The organism is Acidovorax sp. BLS4 (assembly GCF_032929295.1).
Taxonomy (GTDB): domain Bacteria; phylum Pseudomonadota; class Gammaproteobacteria; order Burkholderiales; family Burkholderiaceae_C; genus Paracidovorax.
Window position 1 is genome coordinate 4,374,794 of sequence record NZ_CP136797.1, and the last position, 15,593, is coordinate 4,390,386.

A 15,593-nucleotide genomic window follows, 5' to 3' on the forward strand; every position below is an offset into this window, starting at 1 on the left:
CATGCATTCCTCGCAAACCCCGTCATCGTTCGTGCGTCCATTGATCGCATTCCTTTCCCTGGCTTTCGCCGGCACCCTGGCGCAGGCCGCACCGGTGGCCGACGTGCACGCCTTGGCGCAAAAGGAGCAGCAGCCGTTGCTGGACACGCTGCGCGACCTGGTGCACATCGAGTCGGGCAGCAAGGACATCGAAGGCCTGAACCAGATCGCCGCGCGCATTGCCCAGCAACTGAAGGCCCAGGGTGGCACCGTGGAGATCCTGCAGCCCACCGACATCTATCGCCTGGACGACACGCCCGAGAAGGTGGGCCCGGCGGTGCATGCCGAGTTCAAGGGCACCGGCACGAAGAAGATCCTCTTCATCGCGCACATGGACACGGTGTATCTCAAGGGCATGCTGAAGGACCAGCCCTTTCGCATCGATGGCGGCAAGGCCTACGGCCTGGGCATCGCGGACGACAAGCAGGGCGTGGCCACCATCCTGCACACCGTGGGCCTGCTGCAAAAACTCGGCTTCAAGGAGTACGGCACGCTCACCGTGCTGATCAACGGCGATGAGGAAATCAGCTCGCCCGGCGCGCGCAGCACCATCACCCGCGTCGCGGCCGACCAGGATGCAGTGTTTTCCTTCGAGGGCGGAGGTACGGACGGCAGCCTGCGCCTGGCCACCAGCGGTATCGGCGCGGCCTACCTGACGGTGCAGGGCCGGGCCTCGCACGCCGGCGCCGCGCCCGAAAAGGGCGTGAATGCGCTCTACGAGCTGTCGCACCAGCTGCTGCAGCTCAAGGACCTGTCCAGGCCCGAGCAGGGCCTCAAACTGAACTGGACCGTGGCCCAGGCCGGCACCAACCGCAACGTGATTCCCGCCGAGGCCACGGCCCAGGCGGACGCCCGCGCCCTGCGCGTGTCGGACTTCGACGGGCTGGAAAAAGAACTGCAGGCCAAGGTGCAGACCAAGTTGCTGCCAGAATCCAAGGTATCGGTGAAGTTCGAAGTGCGCCGCCCGCCGCTGGAGGCCAACGACGCCTCGCGCCGCGTGGCCGGCCACGGCAAGGCCATCTACCAGGAACTGGGCCTGCCCCTGAACGTGCTGGACAAGGCCACCGGCGGCGGCACCGACGCGGCGTTCGCCGCGCTGAAGACCCGCGGCGCCGTGGTGGAGGGCATGGGCCTGTCGGGCTACAGGGCGCATTCCAACAACGCCGAATACGTGCAGATCGACACCATCGTGCCCCGGCTGTACCTGGCCACGCGCATGGTGATGGACATTTCGCGAGGCGTGCTCAAGTAAGCCAGTGGTGTCGCGGGGCAAAGAAGGTTCCGCTCCGCAATTACCCATTTTTGGCAGAAAACTATCCATATTACATGGCTAAACAGTAGCAATATTGATATATTTCTGTGCATATGCAGCCGCAATGCACGCTCCAGATCCACGCCCAGGGCCGGTGGCACGACGCCGCCAGCGTCCTGCTGCTGGGTGATCCCGCCCAGGGCTGGCGCACACCCAGCTACACCGGTTATGCGGTGGAATGGGCTGTGGAGCACGGGGGCCGGCGCGATGCCTGGGCGCTGGCCAGCGGCTTCGCCACCGGGCTGGAGCCGCTGGAGCTGCGCCAGTGGCCCGGCTTTCTGGCGGACCTGCTGCCACAGGGCCATGGCCGCGAAGAGCTGCTGCGCCAGTTGGGCCTGCCCGAGGCGTCAGAAGCCGTGGCCGACTGGCCGCTGCTGCTGGCCGGGGCCGGCAACCCCATCGGCCACCTGCGGGTGAAAGAGGCGGCCGACTGGCTGCAGGCGCGCACCGGGCCGCGCCGCGGCTTCACCGATGCCGAGGTGGCCGAGCGGTCGTCCGACTTCATGGACTACCTGAGCCGCCACGGGCTTTTCGTGGCCGGGTCGTCGGGCGTGCAGGGCGAATGGCCCAAGGTGCTGCTCACGCGCTCGGCCAGCGATGGCCTGCTGCACCTGGACCACTCGCTGCCCGATGGCGAGGCGGCAGCGCATTTCATCGTCAAGTTCGGCCGCGGCACGAACGAGCGGCTCGCGGCCATCCTGCGGCACGAGGCGCCCTACATGGACATTGCCCGGCACCTGGGACTGCGAGTCCACGCGCCGCTGGTGCTGCGCGACCGGGCGCTTTTCATTCCGCGCTTCGACCGCATCGCCGGCGACGCGGCGCGTGGCTCGGGGCAGGGCGGCGGCGTGGTGCGGCTGGCGCAGGAAAGCATCGCCACGCTCACCGGCCGGGCGGGATTCGGCGCCGTGCCCTCGCACGAGGAAGTGTGCCGCCAGCTGGCCCGCGTGTGCACCGATCCCGCTGCGGAAGTGGCGGAGTACCTGCGCCGCGACGTGGCCAACCTGGCGCTGGGCAACAAGGACAACCACGCGCGCAACACGGCCGTGCAGCGCGGCTTTGACGGGCGCATCGCCCTCACGCCGGTGTTCGACTTTGCGCCCATGTACCTGCACCCCGATGGCATCGCGCGGCGCATCCGCTGGGCGGTGGGGGACGACGGCGCGCCGGACTGGCGCCGGGTGCTGGACGCCGTCGCCGCCGAATGCGCACTGCCGCGCGCCCCGATGGCCCAGGCCTTGCGGGACCTGGCCGGCCCCCTGGAAGCCGTGGCGCGCGACGGCGGTGGCTTCGGCCTGGAGCCGGAGGTGCACCGCTTTCTGCAGCCCGCCATCGCGGCCCAGGTGCAGGCGCTGCAGGCCCTGTGACATCAACACTTGAAAAGCGGGCCCCTTTCGCATGGACAAACGCTACACCCCCCTTCCACTGGCACAGCAACTGCTGCTGCGCCGCCAGGCCGTGCAGGACCTGCTGGACCACCCGCAATGGACCTTGCGCGAGTCCATCCGCCACCTGCGCAGCACCTTGCGGCTGACCTCGGCCGAGCTGGCGCGCCTGGCGGGCATCTCGCATCGCGCGCTGCAGGACATCGAGCAGGGCCGCAGCCCGGGCACGGTGCAGACGATGAACCGCATCCTGGGCGTGCTCGGTCTGCGGCTGGGGGTGGTGCGGGCACCGGTGGAGCCCGTGGCGCCGGACGACGGCGGTGGCCCCGTTGCCTGACGGGCCACAATGCGCGGCACACAACGCGCGGCATTCTGTTTGCTATCAATTTAATAGCTGTATGCCCTAGTGTTGATTGTGCTGGTGGCCATTTTGGCTTGAACCCCTCCACGGGGTCACCCGGGCGACCGCCTGCGCCCGCGGCGCCTTCACAATGGCCCGATGACCTCACAGAAAGAACACATGCTGGCCGGCCGGCTCTACCACGCCGGCGATCCCGAACTCCAGGCCGACATGGCGGCCAACAAACGCTGGCTCGTGCGCTACAACGCGGCGATGGCCGCAGACCCCGCCGAGCGGCGCGCGCTGCTGGCCGAGCACCTGGGCTCGGTGGGCGAGGGGGCCGTGGTGCGCCCGCCGTTCCACTGCGACTACGGCTTCAACATCCACCTGGGCACGGGGGTGTTCCTCAACTTCAACTGCGTGATCCTGGATGTGGTCGAAGTGCGCATCGGTGACGGCACGCAGATCGGGCCGGGCGTGCAACTGCTCGCGGCGGACCACCCGCGGTCGCCGCAGGAGCGGGCCCAGGGCCTGGAGTTCGGCCGCCCGGTGACCATCGGCCGCAACGTGTGGATCGGCGCCGGCGCCCTGGTGATGCCCGGCGTGACGGTGGGCGACGACGCCATCATCGGCGCGGGCAGCGTCGTCACGCGCGATGTACCTGCCGGCGCCACCGTGGTGGGCAACCCGGCCAGGGTGCTGCCGCCGCGCCAGGGCTGAAACATCGGCCCGGGGAGACGCCCGCCTAGCATGCCCCTTCGCTTGCCAGATCTTTTTCATGCAACTAATAATGTTGCATGAAACAAGACAGCAAGCTATCCGGCGTTCTCCATGTGCTGCTGCACATGGCCGAGAACGACACCCCGTCCACCTCCGAATCGCTGGCCCAGGCCATGCACACGCATCCCGTCGTCGTGCGGCGGGTGATGGCGGGCCTGCGCGAGGCGGGCTTCGTCGCCTCGGCCAAGGGCCATGGCGGCGGGTGGGTGCTGTCGTGCCCGCTGGAGGAGGTGAGCCTGGCCGACATCCACCGCGCCGTGGGCGAGCCGCCGTTTCTCGCAGTCGGCCACCGCACCGAGCGCCCGGAATGCCTGGTGGAGCAGGCGGTGAATGCCGCGCTCGACGGCACTTATCGAGAGGCCGAGGCGCTGCTGCTGGCGCGCCTGGAGCAGATCACCCTGGCCGATCTGTCGCGCGACTTCCATCGCCGCTTTGCCCAGAGTGGCCTGTCGATGAAGGAGGTGTCCCATGCGGTTTGATGCCTTGGTCATCGGCGGCAGCTTTGCCGGCCTGTCCGCCGCCATGCAGATCGCCCGCGCCCGTCGCAGCGTGTGCGTGGTGGATGCGGGCGCGCCGCGCAACCGCTTCGCGGCGGCGTCGCACGGGTTCTTCGGCCAGGACGGCGAGCGGCCGCAGGACATGATCGCGCTGGCGCGCCGCCAGCTCCTGACCTATCCGTCCGTCACGTTCAAGGCGGGAACGGCCACGCAGGCCCGAGCCTTCGGCCCGGCAGGTGAGGGCGGTGACGGTGAATTCGCCGTGACGCTGGATTCGGGCGAGTCGCTGGCCGCCCGCAAGCTGCTGCTGGCCACCGGTGTGCGCGACGAGCTGCCTGCCGTCGATGGCCTGCGCGAGCGCTGGGGCGCCACCGTGCTGCATTGCCCGTATTGCCACGGCTACGAGGTCGGTGGCCGGCCGCTGGGCACTCTGTACGCCGCGCCCGCCTCGGTGCACCACGCGTTGCTCGTGGCCGACTGGGGCCCGATGACGCTGTTCCTGAATGGCCACGAGGCGCCCGATGCCGAATCGCTGGCGCAACTGGCCGCCCGCGGCATCGCCCTCGAGCCGGCGCGCATCGCGGGCCTGGAAGGGGACGCGCCCGCCTTGTCGGGCGTGCGCCTGGAAGATGGCCGCCGTGTGCCGATCAAGGCGCTGTTCGTGCCGCCGCGCACGCACATGGCCAGCCCGCTGGCCGAGCAACTGGGCTGCGCCTTCGACGAGGGGCCGGCCGGCCTGGTGATCCGCACCGATGCCACGCAGCAGACCACGGTGCCCGGTGTGTTTGCCGCGGGAGACGCGGCCATGCCGGGCCACAACGCGACGCTGGCATCCGCCAACGGGCTGATGGCGGGCGTGGGGCTGCACAAGGCGCTGGTGTTCGGGACGTGATGCCCGGGCGCCGGAGGGCGGCCCGAAAGCGTGGGAGGGTAGACGGGAAGAAGGGAAGGGTGGCGGAGCTGCGGCGGCCGCCTCGCCATGGCTGCAAGGCCCCGCTGCCGCAGCGCGGGGCCGCCCCGCCGCTCAGAGAATGATCTTGAGCAGCACGAAAACGACGACGCCGGCGCCCACGCACATGAGCACGCGTTTGCCCTGTGGCATGGGGTTCTTCTTGAGCGAAAAATAGGTGCCGACGCCTGCGCCGATCGAGATGCCGAGAATGGATGCAACGGACATGGGATTCCCTCTGAAGAGTGATGAATGGGTAGGAAGGGGAGGGAAGGTGCGGCCTGCGGCGTCAACCGCATTGCGCTGGGAAAGGCGCGAGTCTAAAGAGCACGGCGCCGCCGACCTGTAACCTCCGGTAATGCGCTCGGACATGGTTGCCAGATTGCTATATGAATGATAGCTATCTGCCGCCGTGGAATCTGCGCCGGGGCCCTGTCGAGGCAAGGCCCCGGCGCGCCGCGCTTGTATGTTTCAGACCAGACCAGCGCGGTAGAGTTTGACTGCCGATGAGGCGGCCAGACCGGTCCGTGCAGCGTTCCTTGCCCTGCAGGCGGCGAAACTGCAGCTGTTCTCCCAATGGCGTTTGGATCGTGACGCGGCGTGTCATCGTGGGCAGACCTTCACACAGGCTGTGGCATTGAAACGACGGTCATCATATCCCGGCATGCGAAAAGCCCTCCTCGCCGGCTGCCCATCCATGGCAGCAGCAGGAGCAGCGCAGCAGATGCTGAAAGCGGCCCCATTCGCTCATCCATTTTCCGCACCAGCAACGCACTGTTGCAGTGCCGTTTTGCACCGGCACGCCGCCCCTCGCCGTGGGCCGGTGCCGCTGCAGCACGCTTGAATCGGAGCCGCCTGCCTCTGCAGGCAAGCAGCCCGGCTCAGCCCAGCAGCTTGAGCAGCGCGTGCGCCGCCGGCTCGGACGATGCGGGGTTCTGCCCCGTCACCAGCAGGCCGTCGGTCAGCACGAAAGGCGCCCAGTCGGGGCCCTTGGCGTATTGGCCGCCGCGCTCCTTCAGCATGTCCTCCACCAGGAAGGGCACGATCTTGGTGAGTTGCACGCCTTCTTCCTCGGTGTTGGTGAAGCCGGTCACCTTGCGGCCCTGCACGAGCGGCTGGCCGCCCACCGTCTTGGTGTGGCGCAGCACGCCGGGCGCATGGCACACCAGGGCCAGGGGCTTGCGGTCGGCGAACGTGTTCTCGATCAGCGCGATGGAATGGGCGTCTTCCGCCAGGTCCCACAGCGGGCCGTGGCCGCCGGGGTAGAACACGGCGTCGAAGTGGTCGGGGTTCATGCCGGACAGGGGCAGCGTGCTGGCCAGGTGCTTCTGCGCCTCGGTATCGGCCTTGAAGCGGCGCGTGGCGTCGGTCTGCGCATCGGGCTCGTCGCTCTTGGGGTCCAGCGGAGGCTGCCCGCCCTGGGGCGAGGCCAGCGTGATCTCGGCGCCTGCGTCCTGGAACACGTAGTAGGGCGCGGCGAACTCTTCGAGCCAGAAGCCCGTCTTCTTGCCGGTGTCGCCCAGCTGGTCGTGGGAGGTGAGGACCATCAGGATTTTCTTTGCCATGGCGGTGCTTTCAAAGGGAGATCAGAAAAAGAGGAGAAGCGCCAGCGAAAGCGCCTGCCCCCAGATGGGGCCGGCACCGCCGAATGGAAGGGGGGCCCGCAAAGAACGGGCGCGGGCGCAGACGGTAGCCCGCCGCCTATGGCGCGCGCTCCGCGGGTTGGCAAGGCCTTGCCGGCCCCGTTCAGAGCGCCGCTTCGAGCACGCGGCGGCTCACCTCGGGCGTCACGTCGCGGTGCTCGCCCAGGCGCACCATGCCGTGCGCCTCCAGTTGCGCCACCAGCGTGGCCACGCTGTCCGCGCCCACGCCGTAGGCCGACAGCCGGGTGGGGATGCCCATGCGTTCGAAGAAATCGCGCGTGGCGGCGATGGCCGCGTCGATGCGCTCGTCCTCGGTGCCGGTGCGGATGCCCCACACGCGCTCGCCGTACTGCAGCAGCTTGGCGCGCTTGGCACCGCGCTGCGCCTGCAGCAGGGACGGCAGCACCACGGCCAGCGTGCGCGCATGGTCGATGCCGTGCAGCGCGGTGATCTCGTGGCCGATCATGTGCGTGGCCCAGTCCTGCGGCACGCCCGCGCCGATCAGGCCGTTGAGTGCCAGCGTGGCCGTCCACATCAGGTTGGCGCGGTCGTCGTACACCGGCTCGGGCGCGGCCAGGATGCGCGGCCCGATCTCGATCAGCGTCTGCAAAATGCCCTCGGCGAAGCGGTCCTGCACCGCGCCGTTGACGGGGTAGGTGAGGTACTGCTCCACCGTGTGCACGAAGGCATCGACCACGCCGTTGGCCAGTTGCTGCGGCGGCAGCGTGTAGGTCTTGGTGGGGTCGAGCACCGAGAACACCGGATAGGTGTGCGGGCTGCCGAAGGCCAGCTTGGCGCCCTTGGCGCGGTGCGTGATCACGCCGCCGTTGTTCATCTCCGAGCCCGTGGCGGGCAGGGTGAGCACCGCGCCGAACGGCAGCGCGCGGGCCACGTTGCTGCCGCGCTTTTCCAGGATGGCCCACGGGTCGCCGGCCTCGAACGGCACGGCCGCGGCGATGAACTTCACCGCATCGATCACCGAGCCGCCACCCAGCGCGAGCAGGAAGTCGAACCCGCCCTCGCGGATCTGCGCCACGGCGTTCATCGAGGTTTCATAGCTCGGATTGGGCTCGATGCCCGCGAACGTGGCGTGCTGCCGGCCCCCCAGCGCCGCCCGCACTTCGGCCAGCGTGCCGGTCTTCTCGGCGCTGGCGCCGCCCACCAGGATCAGCACCTTGGCCTGTGCCGGGACCAGTCGGTCCAGGTCGGCGATGCGGCCTTTTCCGAAGGCAATGTGCGTGGGGTTGTGGAAGTCGAAATTCAGCATGGGAGTTTTCTCCGGGTGGGGTTGTCATGCGCAGCGCAATGCGCCTTGCCTCGATGTGAGCAGGCGATGCAAACCCGTCGTGGAACCAGCCCGATGGGTTGCAATTTCCCAGAGATGGGGACGAACCCCGGCTTGTAAAGGCATCCATCGGAATGAGCAGGTTGCTACCGCACCGACTCCGCTCCCGCTCAGGGCCTCAGCCGGTATCGCGAGTGCATGAAAAAAGTGTTGCCGCCCGACGAAGTGAAGGGTTTGAACTCGACGGAGGGCGCTCCCCGTTTGTCGGTGCGCCAACCGTAGAGCCCGGTGGGGCTGGGATCGGGCGGCAGGCTTTCGGTGGCCGCAGCGAAGGCGGCCTCGTAGAACGCCGCATAGCTGGCATGCCATTGCGTATTGGTGGCATCGTTGACCAGCGCCATCACATCATCGATTTGCGATCGCTTTTCGGCATCCAGTTGCGGGTAGTGGTCGAACCCCCTGAATTGGACTTGCCCGCCATCGCTGCCGCGCACGATGTCTGCAAGGCTCCCTGCATTCGCTGCCCCGAACTCTTTCGTATTGCCTGAGTTCAGCCGGTTGACGATCACACGGCGCATCAGACGCATGCCCTGCTGGGCCTGCGCGACATCCTTCACGCCCAGTACCTTCCATCGTTGCGGGGCAGGCGCCTCGGCCAGGAACAGCCGCATCAACAGGCCCGCATCGGAAGCGGCATCCGGCAACACCACCGCCTTTTTGATGTTGACGGTCACCAGGGGCGGAGTAATGGTTAGCACTGGTGCCCCAACTCCCTGCTGCACCTGGATCGCAAGCTTTGCGTTGCCCTCGCGCAGTGCCGTGACCACGAAAGCCCACGAGTCGGCTCGGGCATTGTGGGTGGTGCTCGTGACCCGGAGCAGATTAGGGATGTCGCTCACGGCCACGAGCTTTTGGCGCTTGTCGATGGACTCGAGCTTGGCGCGCAGTTGGTTGCCTACCACCAAGGTCAACACGCTGGGCACGGGAGCGTCATACGCAAACTTCAAGAGGGCATTGGGCATCGGGTTTTTGAAAAAGAAGAAGCGGCCGGGATCGTCCAGCGCGCCAAAGCGTTCGCGAAATGCGCTACCGCACAACCCCTGCGAAAGGAGGCATCCGGACGGTGACCCCAACGCGCTGGCATTGGTTGACGATGCGGTCCGCCCAGGCACGGGTCACGAGGAAGGTGCTGGTTCCTACCTCGTCCTGAGTGGCCACCACGTCTGTCTTCAGATTGACGGGATTGGAGTTCACCAGCCCTGCCGCCTCGCTGGCGGGATCTTCGCGGGGGCCGCCGGGGTCATTGGTCAAGGTGTAGATCCTCGCCCCCGTGGTCCACACCATCCAGATCGTGTCGCGCTCCGCCGGCTGCGCGGCATCAAGCCGCTCCTGCACGAAGCAAAAACGGTTTTCACGCCGATTCTGGCGAAGCTTGCCCAAAAACGCCTTGAGGGTGTCCGCCGAAGCGATGTGGCCGGACGCCGGTTTCGAAAAAGCAGAATCGGCCGGGACTGGCAATGCACGTTGGGCGGCGGCCTGCGTGGCACCGGCAGCACCGCCTATCAACAAAGCGGCAAAGGTCAGGACGGTCCGGCCGGCGCTAAGCCATTCCCGCGAAGGCATGCAGCCAAAGGGCAGGCGAAATATCGAATGCATGGCAAGTCGGGAAAAACACGAGGGCGCCGTAGTTTAAATCCCGATCTTCAATTCGTTCCGCCTGGCGGGATATGTGCGTTTCGCAGGGGCTCCGCAACCCTTTGCCCTCAATCCAGCTTCACCCCCGCCGCCTTGATGATCTCCCCCCACCGCTTGGCCTCGGCGCGGGCCATCGCGCGGAACTGCTCGGGCGTGCCGCCCAGGGGCTCCATGCCGAAGTCCTGCATGCGCTTGACCACCGGCGGGCTGGCCAGGGCCTTGTTGACCTCGGTGTTGAGGCGGGTCACCAGTGCGGGCGGCAGGCCGGCGGGGCCGAGCACGCCCTGGAAGGCATAGACCTCGGTGTTGGGCACGCCGGCCTCGGCCAGCGTGGGCACGTCGGGCAGGCCGGGCACGCGCTTGGCCGAGCCGATGGCGAGCGCCCGCACCTTGCCGGCCTGGATCACCGGCAGGCCGGCGGCCAGGTCGAGGAACATGCAAGGCACCTGCCCGCCCATCACGTCCTGCAGCGCAGGCGCCGCGCCGCGGTAGGGGATGTGGGTCAGGAAGGTCTGCGTGCGGTTCTTGAACATCTCCATCGCCAGGTGGTGCGGCGAGCCGTTGCCCGGCGAGGCGTAGTTGAGCTTGCCCGGGTTGGCGCGCGCGTAGGCCAGCAGGTCCTTGACGGTCCTGGCCTCGAAGGCCGGGTGCACCACCAGGGCGAGCGGAAAGCGGCTCAGGCCGCCGATGTAGGTGAAGTCCTTTTCCGGGCTGAACGGCAGCTTGCTGAACAGGTGCTCGTTGTAGGCCAGCAGGGCGTTGTCGGCGGACATGAGCGTGTAGCCGTCGGGCTTGGCGGTGGCGACCATCTGCGCGCCGATGTTGGTGGAGGCGCCGGGGCGGTTGTCCACCACGATCTGCTGGCCCAGCGGGCCGCGCAGGGCTTCGGCCACGGTGCGCGCCAGCACGTCGGTGCCGCCGCCGGCCGGGTACGGCACGACCCAGCGGATCGGCTGGCTGGGGTAGTCGGACTGGGCCCGGGCCGCCCAGGGCATGGCGGCGCCGGCGGTGGCGCCAGCGGCGGCCAGGGCGTTTTTGAGCAGGGTTCTGCGGTGCATGGTTTTGTCTCCTTCAAGGGGATGGTCGGGGGAAAGGGATGCGCCGGTGGGCATCCGTGTTGTTCTATTTGCTACTGATTTGATAGCTATATGCCCTAGATTTCATTGCGCTGGGGCCTGATCTGGCTTGGAATCATTTCCAGCCCCGCGAGGCGGTGCGGCTTGCGGCACCGGCGCGGGGAACACCACGCGCTGCACGCGAAAGCCCTGCTGCGCCATCAGGGCCGGCAGCCCCTGGGGGCCCGCCATGTGCAGCGCGCCCACGGCGGCGAACACGCGGTGCCCGGCGTCATGGGCGGCGGCGATGCCGCGGGCCATGCCGGGGTTGCGGGCGTCCACCATCTGCCGGTATTCGGCCTGCTCGGCCTCGCTGGCGAGGCACTCGCACCATTGCGGATAGGTCTGCAGCACGTTCAGGCGCCCGTCGGCCCAGGCCCGGGTGAGCCGGGTGATGGAGCGCTGCGCCTGCCCGCCTTCGAGCTGGTCGAGCGCCGCCCCCACGGCGGCCGCGGTGCGGGCCGGGTCGTCGGAGGTGAGCAGGCGGATCTGCTGCTCGGGGGTTTCCAGCGCCACGATGGGCTTGGCCGTCGCGCGGGCCATGCCGGCGATGACGGCGTCGATGCCGTAGGCCAGGTCCACGCCCGAGCGGCGCGCCGACTGCCCCACGAGCGTCACGGCCTGCAGCTCGGGCCGCAGGCGGGCGATCGCCGGCGCCAGGCAGGCGGCGTCCACCTGGGCGGCGAGGCGGGCGGCCAGGGCCGGCGGCAGCGGGGGCGCACCGGGCGGGGCCACCATGGCCGCCTGCAGGGCCTGCATCACGGCCGGGTCCAGCAGGTCGAGTTCGAGCGCCACGCGGTCCGAGGCCATCACGGCCGCGCGCACCGTCGGGCCGGGGAACATCCAGCCGCGCTCGGCCGCGTGCACGGTGCCGTAGAGCCAGCTGGTGCGCCCGTCCTTGTCGATGCGCCACAGCAGGCCACGGTCGCGCGCATGGCGCAGGGCCTGCGGCATCTCGGCCGGATCGAAGGGGGCCGCTTCGGGCGGGCAGGAGCGCGGGGCACCGCGGCCATCGTCACTGGCGGCACTCGCGGGGGCAGCGGCTGGCGCGGCCATGGCCGGCGCCTGCTGCGCCAGCAAGGCGCCCGGCAGCAACAGCCACGCCGCCAGCGCGAGCCGGGCCAGCCCCGCGCGGGTCGTCATTGCGGGGCCGCGATGTTCTGGTCGATGGCGCCGAACAGGCTCTGGCCGGCCTTGTTCTTCATCTCGATGCGGATGGTGTCGCCGAACTTCATGAACTCGGTGGAGGGCTTGCCATCCTGGATGGTCTCGATACAGCGCTTTTCGGCGATGCAGCTGTAGCCCTTGGGCCACTCGGTGCGGCCGTTCTGCTCCACGCCGCGGTTGCTGACCGTGCCGCTGCCGATGATGGAGCCCGCGCGCACGTTGCGCGTCTTGGCCACGTGGGCGATGAGCTGGCCGAAGTGGAAGGTCATCTCGGGGCCGGCATCGCACATGCCGACCTTGCGGCCGTTCCAGGTCGATTGCAGCGTGAGGTTCACGCGGCCCTGGTCCCAGGCGTCGCCCAGCTCGTCGAGCGTGATGGCGACCGGGCTGAACGCGGTGGCGGGCTTGGACTGGAAGAAGCCGAAGCCCTTGGCCAGTTCGGCCGGGATGAGGTTGCGCAGCGAAACATCGTTGGCCAGCATGACCAGGCGGATGCCGTCCAGCGCCTGCTCGGGCGTGGTGCCCATCTTCACGTCGCCGGTAACGACGGCGATCTCGGCCTCGAAGTCGATGCCCATGGCCTCGCTCGGCACGACCACATCGTCGCGCGGGCCGATGAAGTCGTCGCTGCCGCCCTGGTACATCAGCGGGTCGGTGTAGAAGCTCTCGGGCACCTCGGAGTTGCGCGCTTTTCGCACCAGTTCGACGTGGTTGATGTAGGCGGAGCCGTCCGCCCACTGGTAGGCGCGCGGCAGCGGGGCCATGCACTGGGCAGGATCGAAGGGGAACGCGTGCGGGGCGCGGCCGGCGTTGAGCTGGTCGTACAGGTCCTGCAGCTGGGGCGACAGGAAGCCCCAGTCGTCCAGCACCTGCTGCAGGCGGCTCGCGATGCCGGTCGCATAATGGGCCGTGCCCAGGTCGCGGGAGACGACGACCAGCTGGCCGTCGCGGGAACCATCTTTGTAGGTGGCGAGTTTCATGGGGCTCAGACCTCTTGTCTTCCAACGCACCGGCGGCGGGTGCCCGGCACGAATTACGAATGGTTAAATTGATTTAACTAAACAAAACTCTGGAAATTCTAGTGCAGATGGACAAGGAACGGGCAGGCATACAGTCGGTGGAAGTCGGCTTCGCCCTGCTGGAGGGGCTGACCCGCTCGCGCGGACCGCTGATGCTCAAGGACCTCGCGGCCACGGCCGGCATGAGCGCCGCCAAGGCGCACCGCTACCTCGTGAGCTTCCAGCGTCTGGGGCTGGTGGCGCAGGACCCGGGCACCGCGCGCTACGACCTGGGGCCGGCCGCCCTCAAGCTGGGCCTGGCCTCGCTCGCGCGGCTCGATGCGATGCGCCTGGCGCGCGAGCGCATGCCCGCGCTCATGGACACCATCGGCCACACCCTGGCGCTGGCCGTGTGGGGCAACCGGGGCCCGACCATCGTGCACTGGGAGGAATCGCCCCAGGCCGTGACCGCCAACCTGCGCCTGGGCGACGTCATGCCGCTGCTGGCCTCCGCCACCGGCCGCTGCTTTTGCGCCCACCTGCCGCGCGAGGCCACGGCCGCGCTGCTCCAGGAAGAGCTGGCCCACGCCGCCAAGCTGGGCCGCACCGATCTGCCCACCGACGCCGCCGCCGTCGACGCCCTGCTGGCCGAGGTGCGCGAGCGCGGCGCGGCCCGCGTGGTGGACACCCTGCTGCCGGGCATCGTCGCGTTCTGCGCCCCGGTGTTCGACGCCGACGGGCACCTGGCCCTGGGCATCACCACGCTGGGCTCGGTCGCCACGTTCGATCCCGCCTGGGGCGGCGCCATCGACGCGCCGCTGCGCACCGCCGCCCAGGCGCTGTCGCGCGACCTGGGCCACGGTTGCGCATGAGCGGGCCGGGGCCACGGGCGGGCCGCGCCGGCGGTGCAGGCCGGCGTCCGGCCACCGCCGCGCCGCCCCTGTCGTCCGGGCAATGAACCCATGCCGCGCCGCGTCCTCGTCCTGCTGACCCTGCTGGTGCTGGCCGTGCACGCCTGGGTGCTGGTGGGCCTGCCCCTGGGCGGCGGACAGGATCGCGGCGCGCCGGTGCGCATGGCCTTCCACACCCGCACCGTGGCGCCACCGCCCCCACCCGAGCCGCCCGCCGCGCCGCCGCCGGCCGAAGCCGCTCCCACCCCTGCGCCCACCCCGCCCGCTGCAGCAGCCCAACCCAGGCCCCGGCCGGCCCCCGTGCGCAAGCCAGCGCCCCCTGCGCCCGCGCCATCGATGCCCGTTGCGCAGGAAGCGCCGCCGATGCCCCCGGGCGAGGCCTCGGCCACGGCAGAGACTCCCGCCGCAGACACCACGGCCATGGCATCGGCTGGAACCGCCGTGCCGGAGGGCGCGGCCTCCGAGACAGCCACAGCGCCCGAGCAGACCGCCTCCGCTGCGTCCAGCCCCGCATCGGCCGCAGCCGCCTCGCCCACCGCAGCGGCATCTTCCCCCACCGACAGCGCCCAGGACAGCAGCGCCGGCGTGGACATCCGACCGCCCGGCGCCGGCGCCAACACAGCCAGCACCACGCCGCCACCCGCGCGCCTGCCCGATCCGGTGCGCCTGGAGTTCGAGGTGAGCGGCCAGGCCAAGAAGTTCAACTACCGCGCCAGTGCCGAACTGCTGTGGCGCCACGACGGCGCCCGCTACGAGGCCCGGCAGGAGATCAAGGCCTTCCTGATCGGCGCGCGCTCGCAGACCAGCACCGGGCAGGTGACCGCCAGCGGCCTGCAGCCGGAACGCTTCGGCGACAAGGCCCGCAGCGAGCAGGCCGCGCATTTCAACTTCGGCCAGGGGCGCGTGACCTTCAGCGCCAACACGCCGCAGGCCGCCATCGGCGCCGGCGCGCAGGACCGCCTGAGCGTGTTCATCCAACTGGGCGCCCTGCTGGCCGCCGCCTCCGAGCGCTATCCCGACGGCACCCAGATCACCCTGACCACCGTGGGCGCGCGCTACGCCGACCGCTGGACCTTCACCGTGGAAGGCACCGAGATGCTGGACCTGCCCCGCGGCGCCACCCCCGCGCTCAAGCTGCAGCGCCTGCCGCGCAAGGAATACGACCAGAAGGCCGAGCTGTGGCTCGCGCCGTCGCTGGGCTTTCTGCCGGCGCGCATCCGCATCACGCAGTCCAACGGCGACTTCGCCGACCTGCGCCTGAGCGCCAACGCGCCGCCCTGATCGCGGCTTGCGGCGCGGCGAAACTCCCGAGAACCTGTGCGGTTTCGCCCACATGGGCGTGGGACAGTGCGGTTACTTCGCGGATCAGGCCGCCCGCGCACAGGATTCATGAAATACTGTTTTCACGCAGCCGGCGGGTTTTCACCGACCGCCGAAAGCGCCAGGGCTTGAACTTAGCGACCTGGGTGGCCATCTG

General features: G+C 69.3%; 16 protein-coding genes. 8 read left to right on the forward strand and 8 right to left on the reverse strand.

The window, feature by feature from the left end; all coding sequences use genetic code 11:
- The first annotated feature begins 1 nt into the window (after position 1).
- The 6 genes from R1Z03_RS20160 to R1Z03_RS20185 all read left to right on the forward strand — a co-directional run bounded on the left by R1Z03_RS20160 (position 2) and on the right by R1Z03_RS20185 (position 5,245).
- Positions 2-1,291, forward strand: coding sequence for a M20/M25/M40 family metallo-hydrolase (locus R1Z03_RS20160; RefSeq protein WP_317354426.1), 1,290 nt, complete (start codon positions 2-4; stop codon positions 1,289-1,291).
- Between the two features lie 113 nt (positions 1,292-1,404).
- A complete protein-coding gene (locus R1Z03_RS20165) occupies positions 1,405-2,718 on the forward strand; it encodes a HipA domain-containing protein (RefSeq protein WP_317354429.1) in 1,314 nt (437 codons plus the stop codon).
- Positions 2,719-2,749: 31 nt separating this feature from the next.
- On the forward strand, positions 2,750-3,073 hold the full coding sequence (locus R1Z03_RS20170) for a helix-turn-helix domain-containing protein (RefSeq protein WP_284399824.1): 324 nt from the start codon (positions 2,750-2,752) through the stop codon (positions 3,071-3,073).
- A gap of 162 nt (positions 3,074-3,235) precedes the next feature.
- Complete coding sequence (locus R1Z03_RS20175; RefSeq protein WP_284431171.1) at positions 3,236-3,796, forward strand: sugar O-acetyltransferase; 561 nt, start codon at positions 3,236-3,238, stop codon at positions 3,794-3,796.
- Positions 3,797-3,873: 77 nt separating this feature from the next.
- Complete coding sequence (locus R1Z03_RS20180) at positions 3,874-4,335, forward strand: Rrf2 family transcriptional regulator (protein ID WP_272569551.1); 462 nt, start codon at positions 3,874-3,876, stop codon at positions 4,333-4,335.
- Positions 4,325-5,245, forward strand: a complete 921-nt coding sequence (locus tag R1Z03_RS20185; protein WP_317354434.1) for an NAD(P)/FAD-dependent oxidoreductase — start codon at positions 4,325-4,327, stop codon at positions 5,243-5,245. The genes R1Z03_RS20180 and R1Z03_RS20185 overlap by 11 nt, the downstream gene beginning before the upstream one ends.
- Before the next feature lie 132 nt (positions 5,246-5,377).
- Here the strand turns inward: R1Z03_RS20185 and R1Z03_RS20190 are convergent, their stop codons facing one another.
- The 8 genes from R1Z03_RS20190 to R1Z03_RS20225 all read right to left on the reverse strand — a co-directional run bounded on the left by R1Z03_RS20190 (position 5,378) and on the right by R1Z03_RS20225 (position 13,187).
- Positions 5,378-5,530 carry a hypothetical protein gene (locus tag R1Z03_RS20190; protein ID WP_272569550.1) on the reverse strand — a complete coding sequence of 51 codons (153 nt, stop codon included), beginning with the start codon at positions 5,528-5,530 and terminating at the stop codon, positions 5,378-5,380.
- 653 nt (positions 5,531-6,183) lie between these two features.
- The gene (locus R1Z03_RS20195; protein WP_284431123.1) at positions 6,184-6,867 is read right to left on the reverse strand and encodes a type 1 glutamine amidotransferase domain-containing protein; all 684 of its coding nucleotides are present in this window, start codon (positions 6,865-6,867) and stop codon (positions 6,184-6,186) included.
- A 181-nt stretch (positions 6,868-7,048) separates the two neighbouring features.
- Positions 7,049-8,212, reverse strand: a complete 1,164-nt coding sequence (locus R1Z03_RS20200) for an iron-containing alcohol dehydrogenase (protein WP_317354439.1) — start codon at positions 8,210-8,212, stop codon at positions 7,049-7,051.
- A 188-nt stretch (positions 8,213-8,400) separates the two neighbouring features.
- A complete protein-coding gene (locus tag R1Z03_RS20205; RefSeq protein WP_317354443.1) occupies positions 8,401-9,252 on the reverse strand; it encodes a hypothetical protein in 852 nt (283 codons plus the stop codon).
- Positions 9,253-9,316: 64 nt separating this feature from the next.
- Positions 9,317-9,886, reverse strand: a complete 570-nt coding sequence (locus tag R1Z03_RS20210; protein ID WP_317354446.1) for a hypothetical protein — start codon at positions 9,884-9,886, stop codon at positions 9,317-9,319.
- Between the two features lie 107 nt (positions 9,887-9,993).
- Complete coding sequence (locus R1Z03_RS20215; protein ID WP_317354449.1) at positions 9,994-10,983, reverse strand: tripartite tricarboxylate transporter substrate binding protein; 990 nt, start codon at positions 10,981-10,983, stop codon at positions 9,994-9,996.
- Between the two features lie 102 nt (positions 10,984-11,085).
- On the reverse strand, positions 11,086-12,183 hold the full coding sequence (locus R1Z03_RS20220; protein WP_317354451.1) for a TraB/GumN family protein: 1,098 nt from the start codon (positions 12,181-12,183) through the stop codon (positions 11,086-11,088).
- The gene (locus R1Z03_RS20225; protein ID WP_272549346.1) at positions 12,180-13,187 is read right to left on the reverse strand and encodes a fumarylacetoacetate hydrolase family protein; all 1,008 of its coding nucleotides are present in this window, start codon (positions 13,185-13,187) and stop codon (positions 12,180-12,182) included. The genes R1Z03_RS20220 and R1Z03_RS20225 overlap by 4 nt, the downstream gene beginning before the upstream one ends.
- 107 nt (positions 13,188-13,294) lie before the next feature.
- Here R1Z03_RS20225 and R1Z03_RS20230 point away from each other — a divergent pair, with 107 nt between their 5' ends.
- Positions 13,295-14,077, forward strand: a complete 783-nt coding sequence (locus R1Z03_RS20230) for an IclR family transcriptional regulator (protein WP_317354456.1) — start codon at positions 13,295-13,297, stop codon at positions 14,075-14,077.
- A 90-nt stretch (positions 14,078-14,167) separates the two neighbouring features.
- Complete coding sequence (locus tag R1Z03_RS20235; RefSeq protein WP_317354457.1) at positions 14,168-15,397, forward strand: DUF3108 domain-containing protein; 1,230 nt, start codon at positions 14,168-14,170, stop codon at positions 15,395-15,397.
- Positions 15,398-15,593 lie beyond the last annotated feature (196 nt).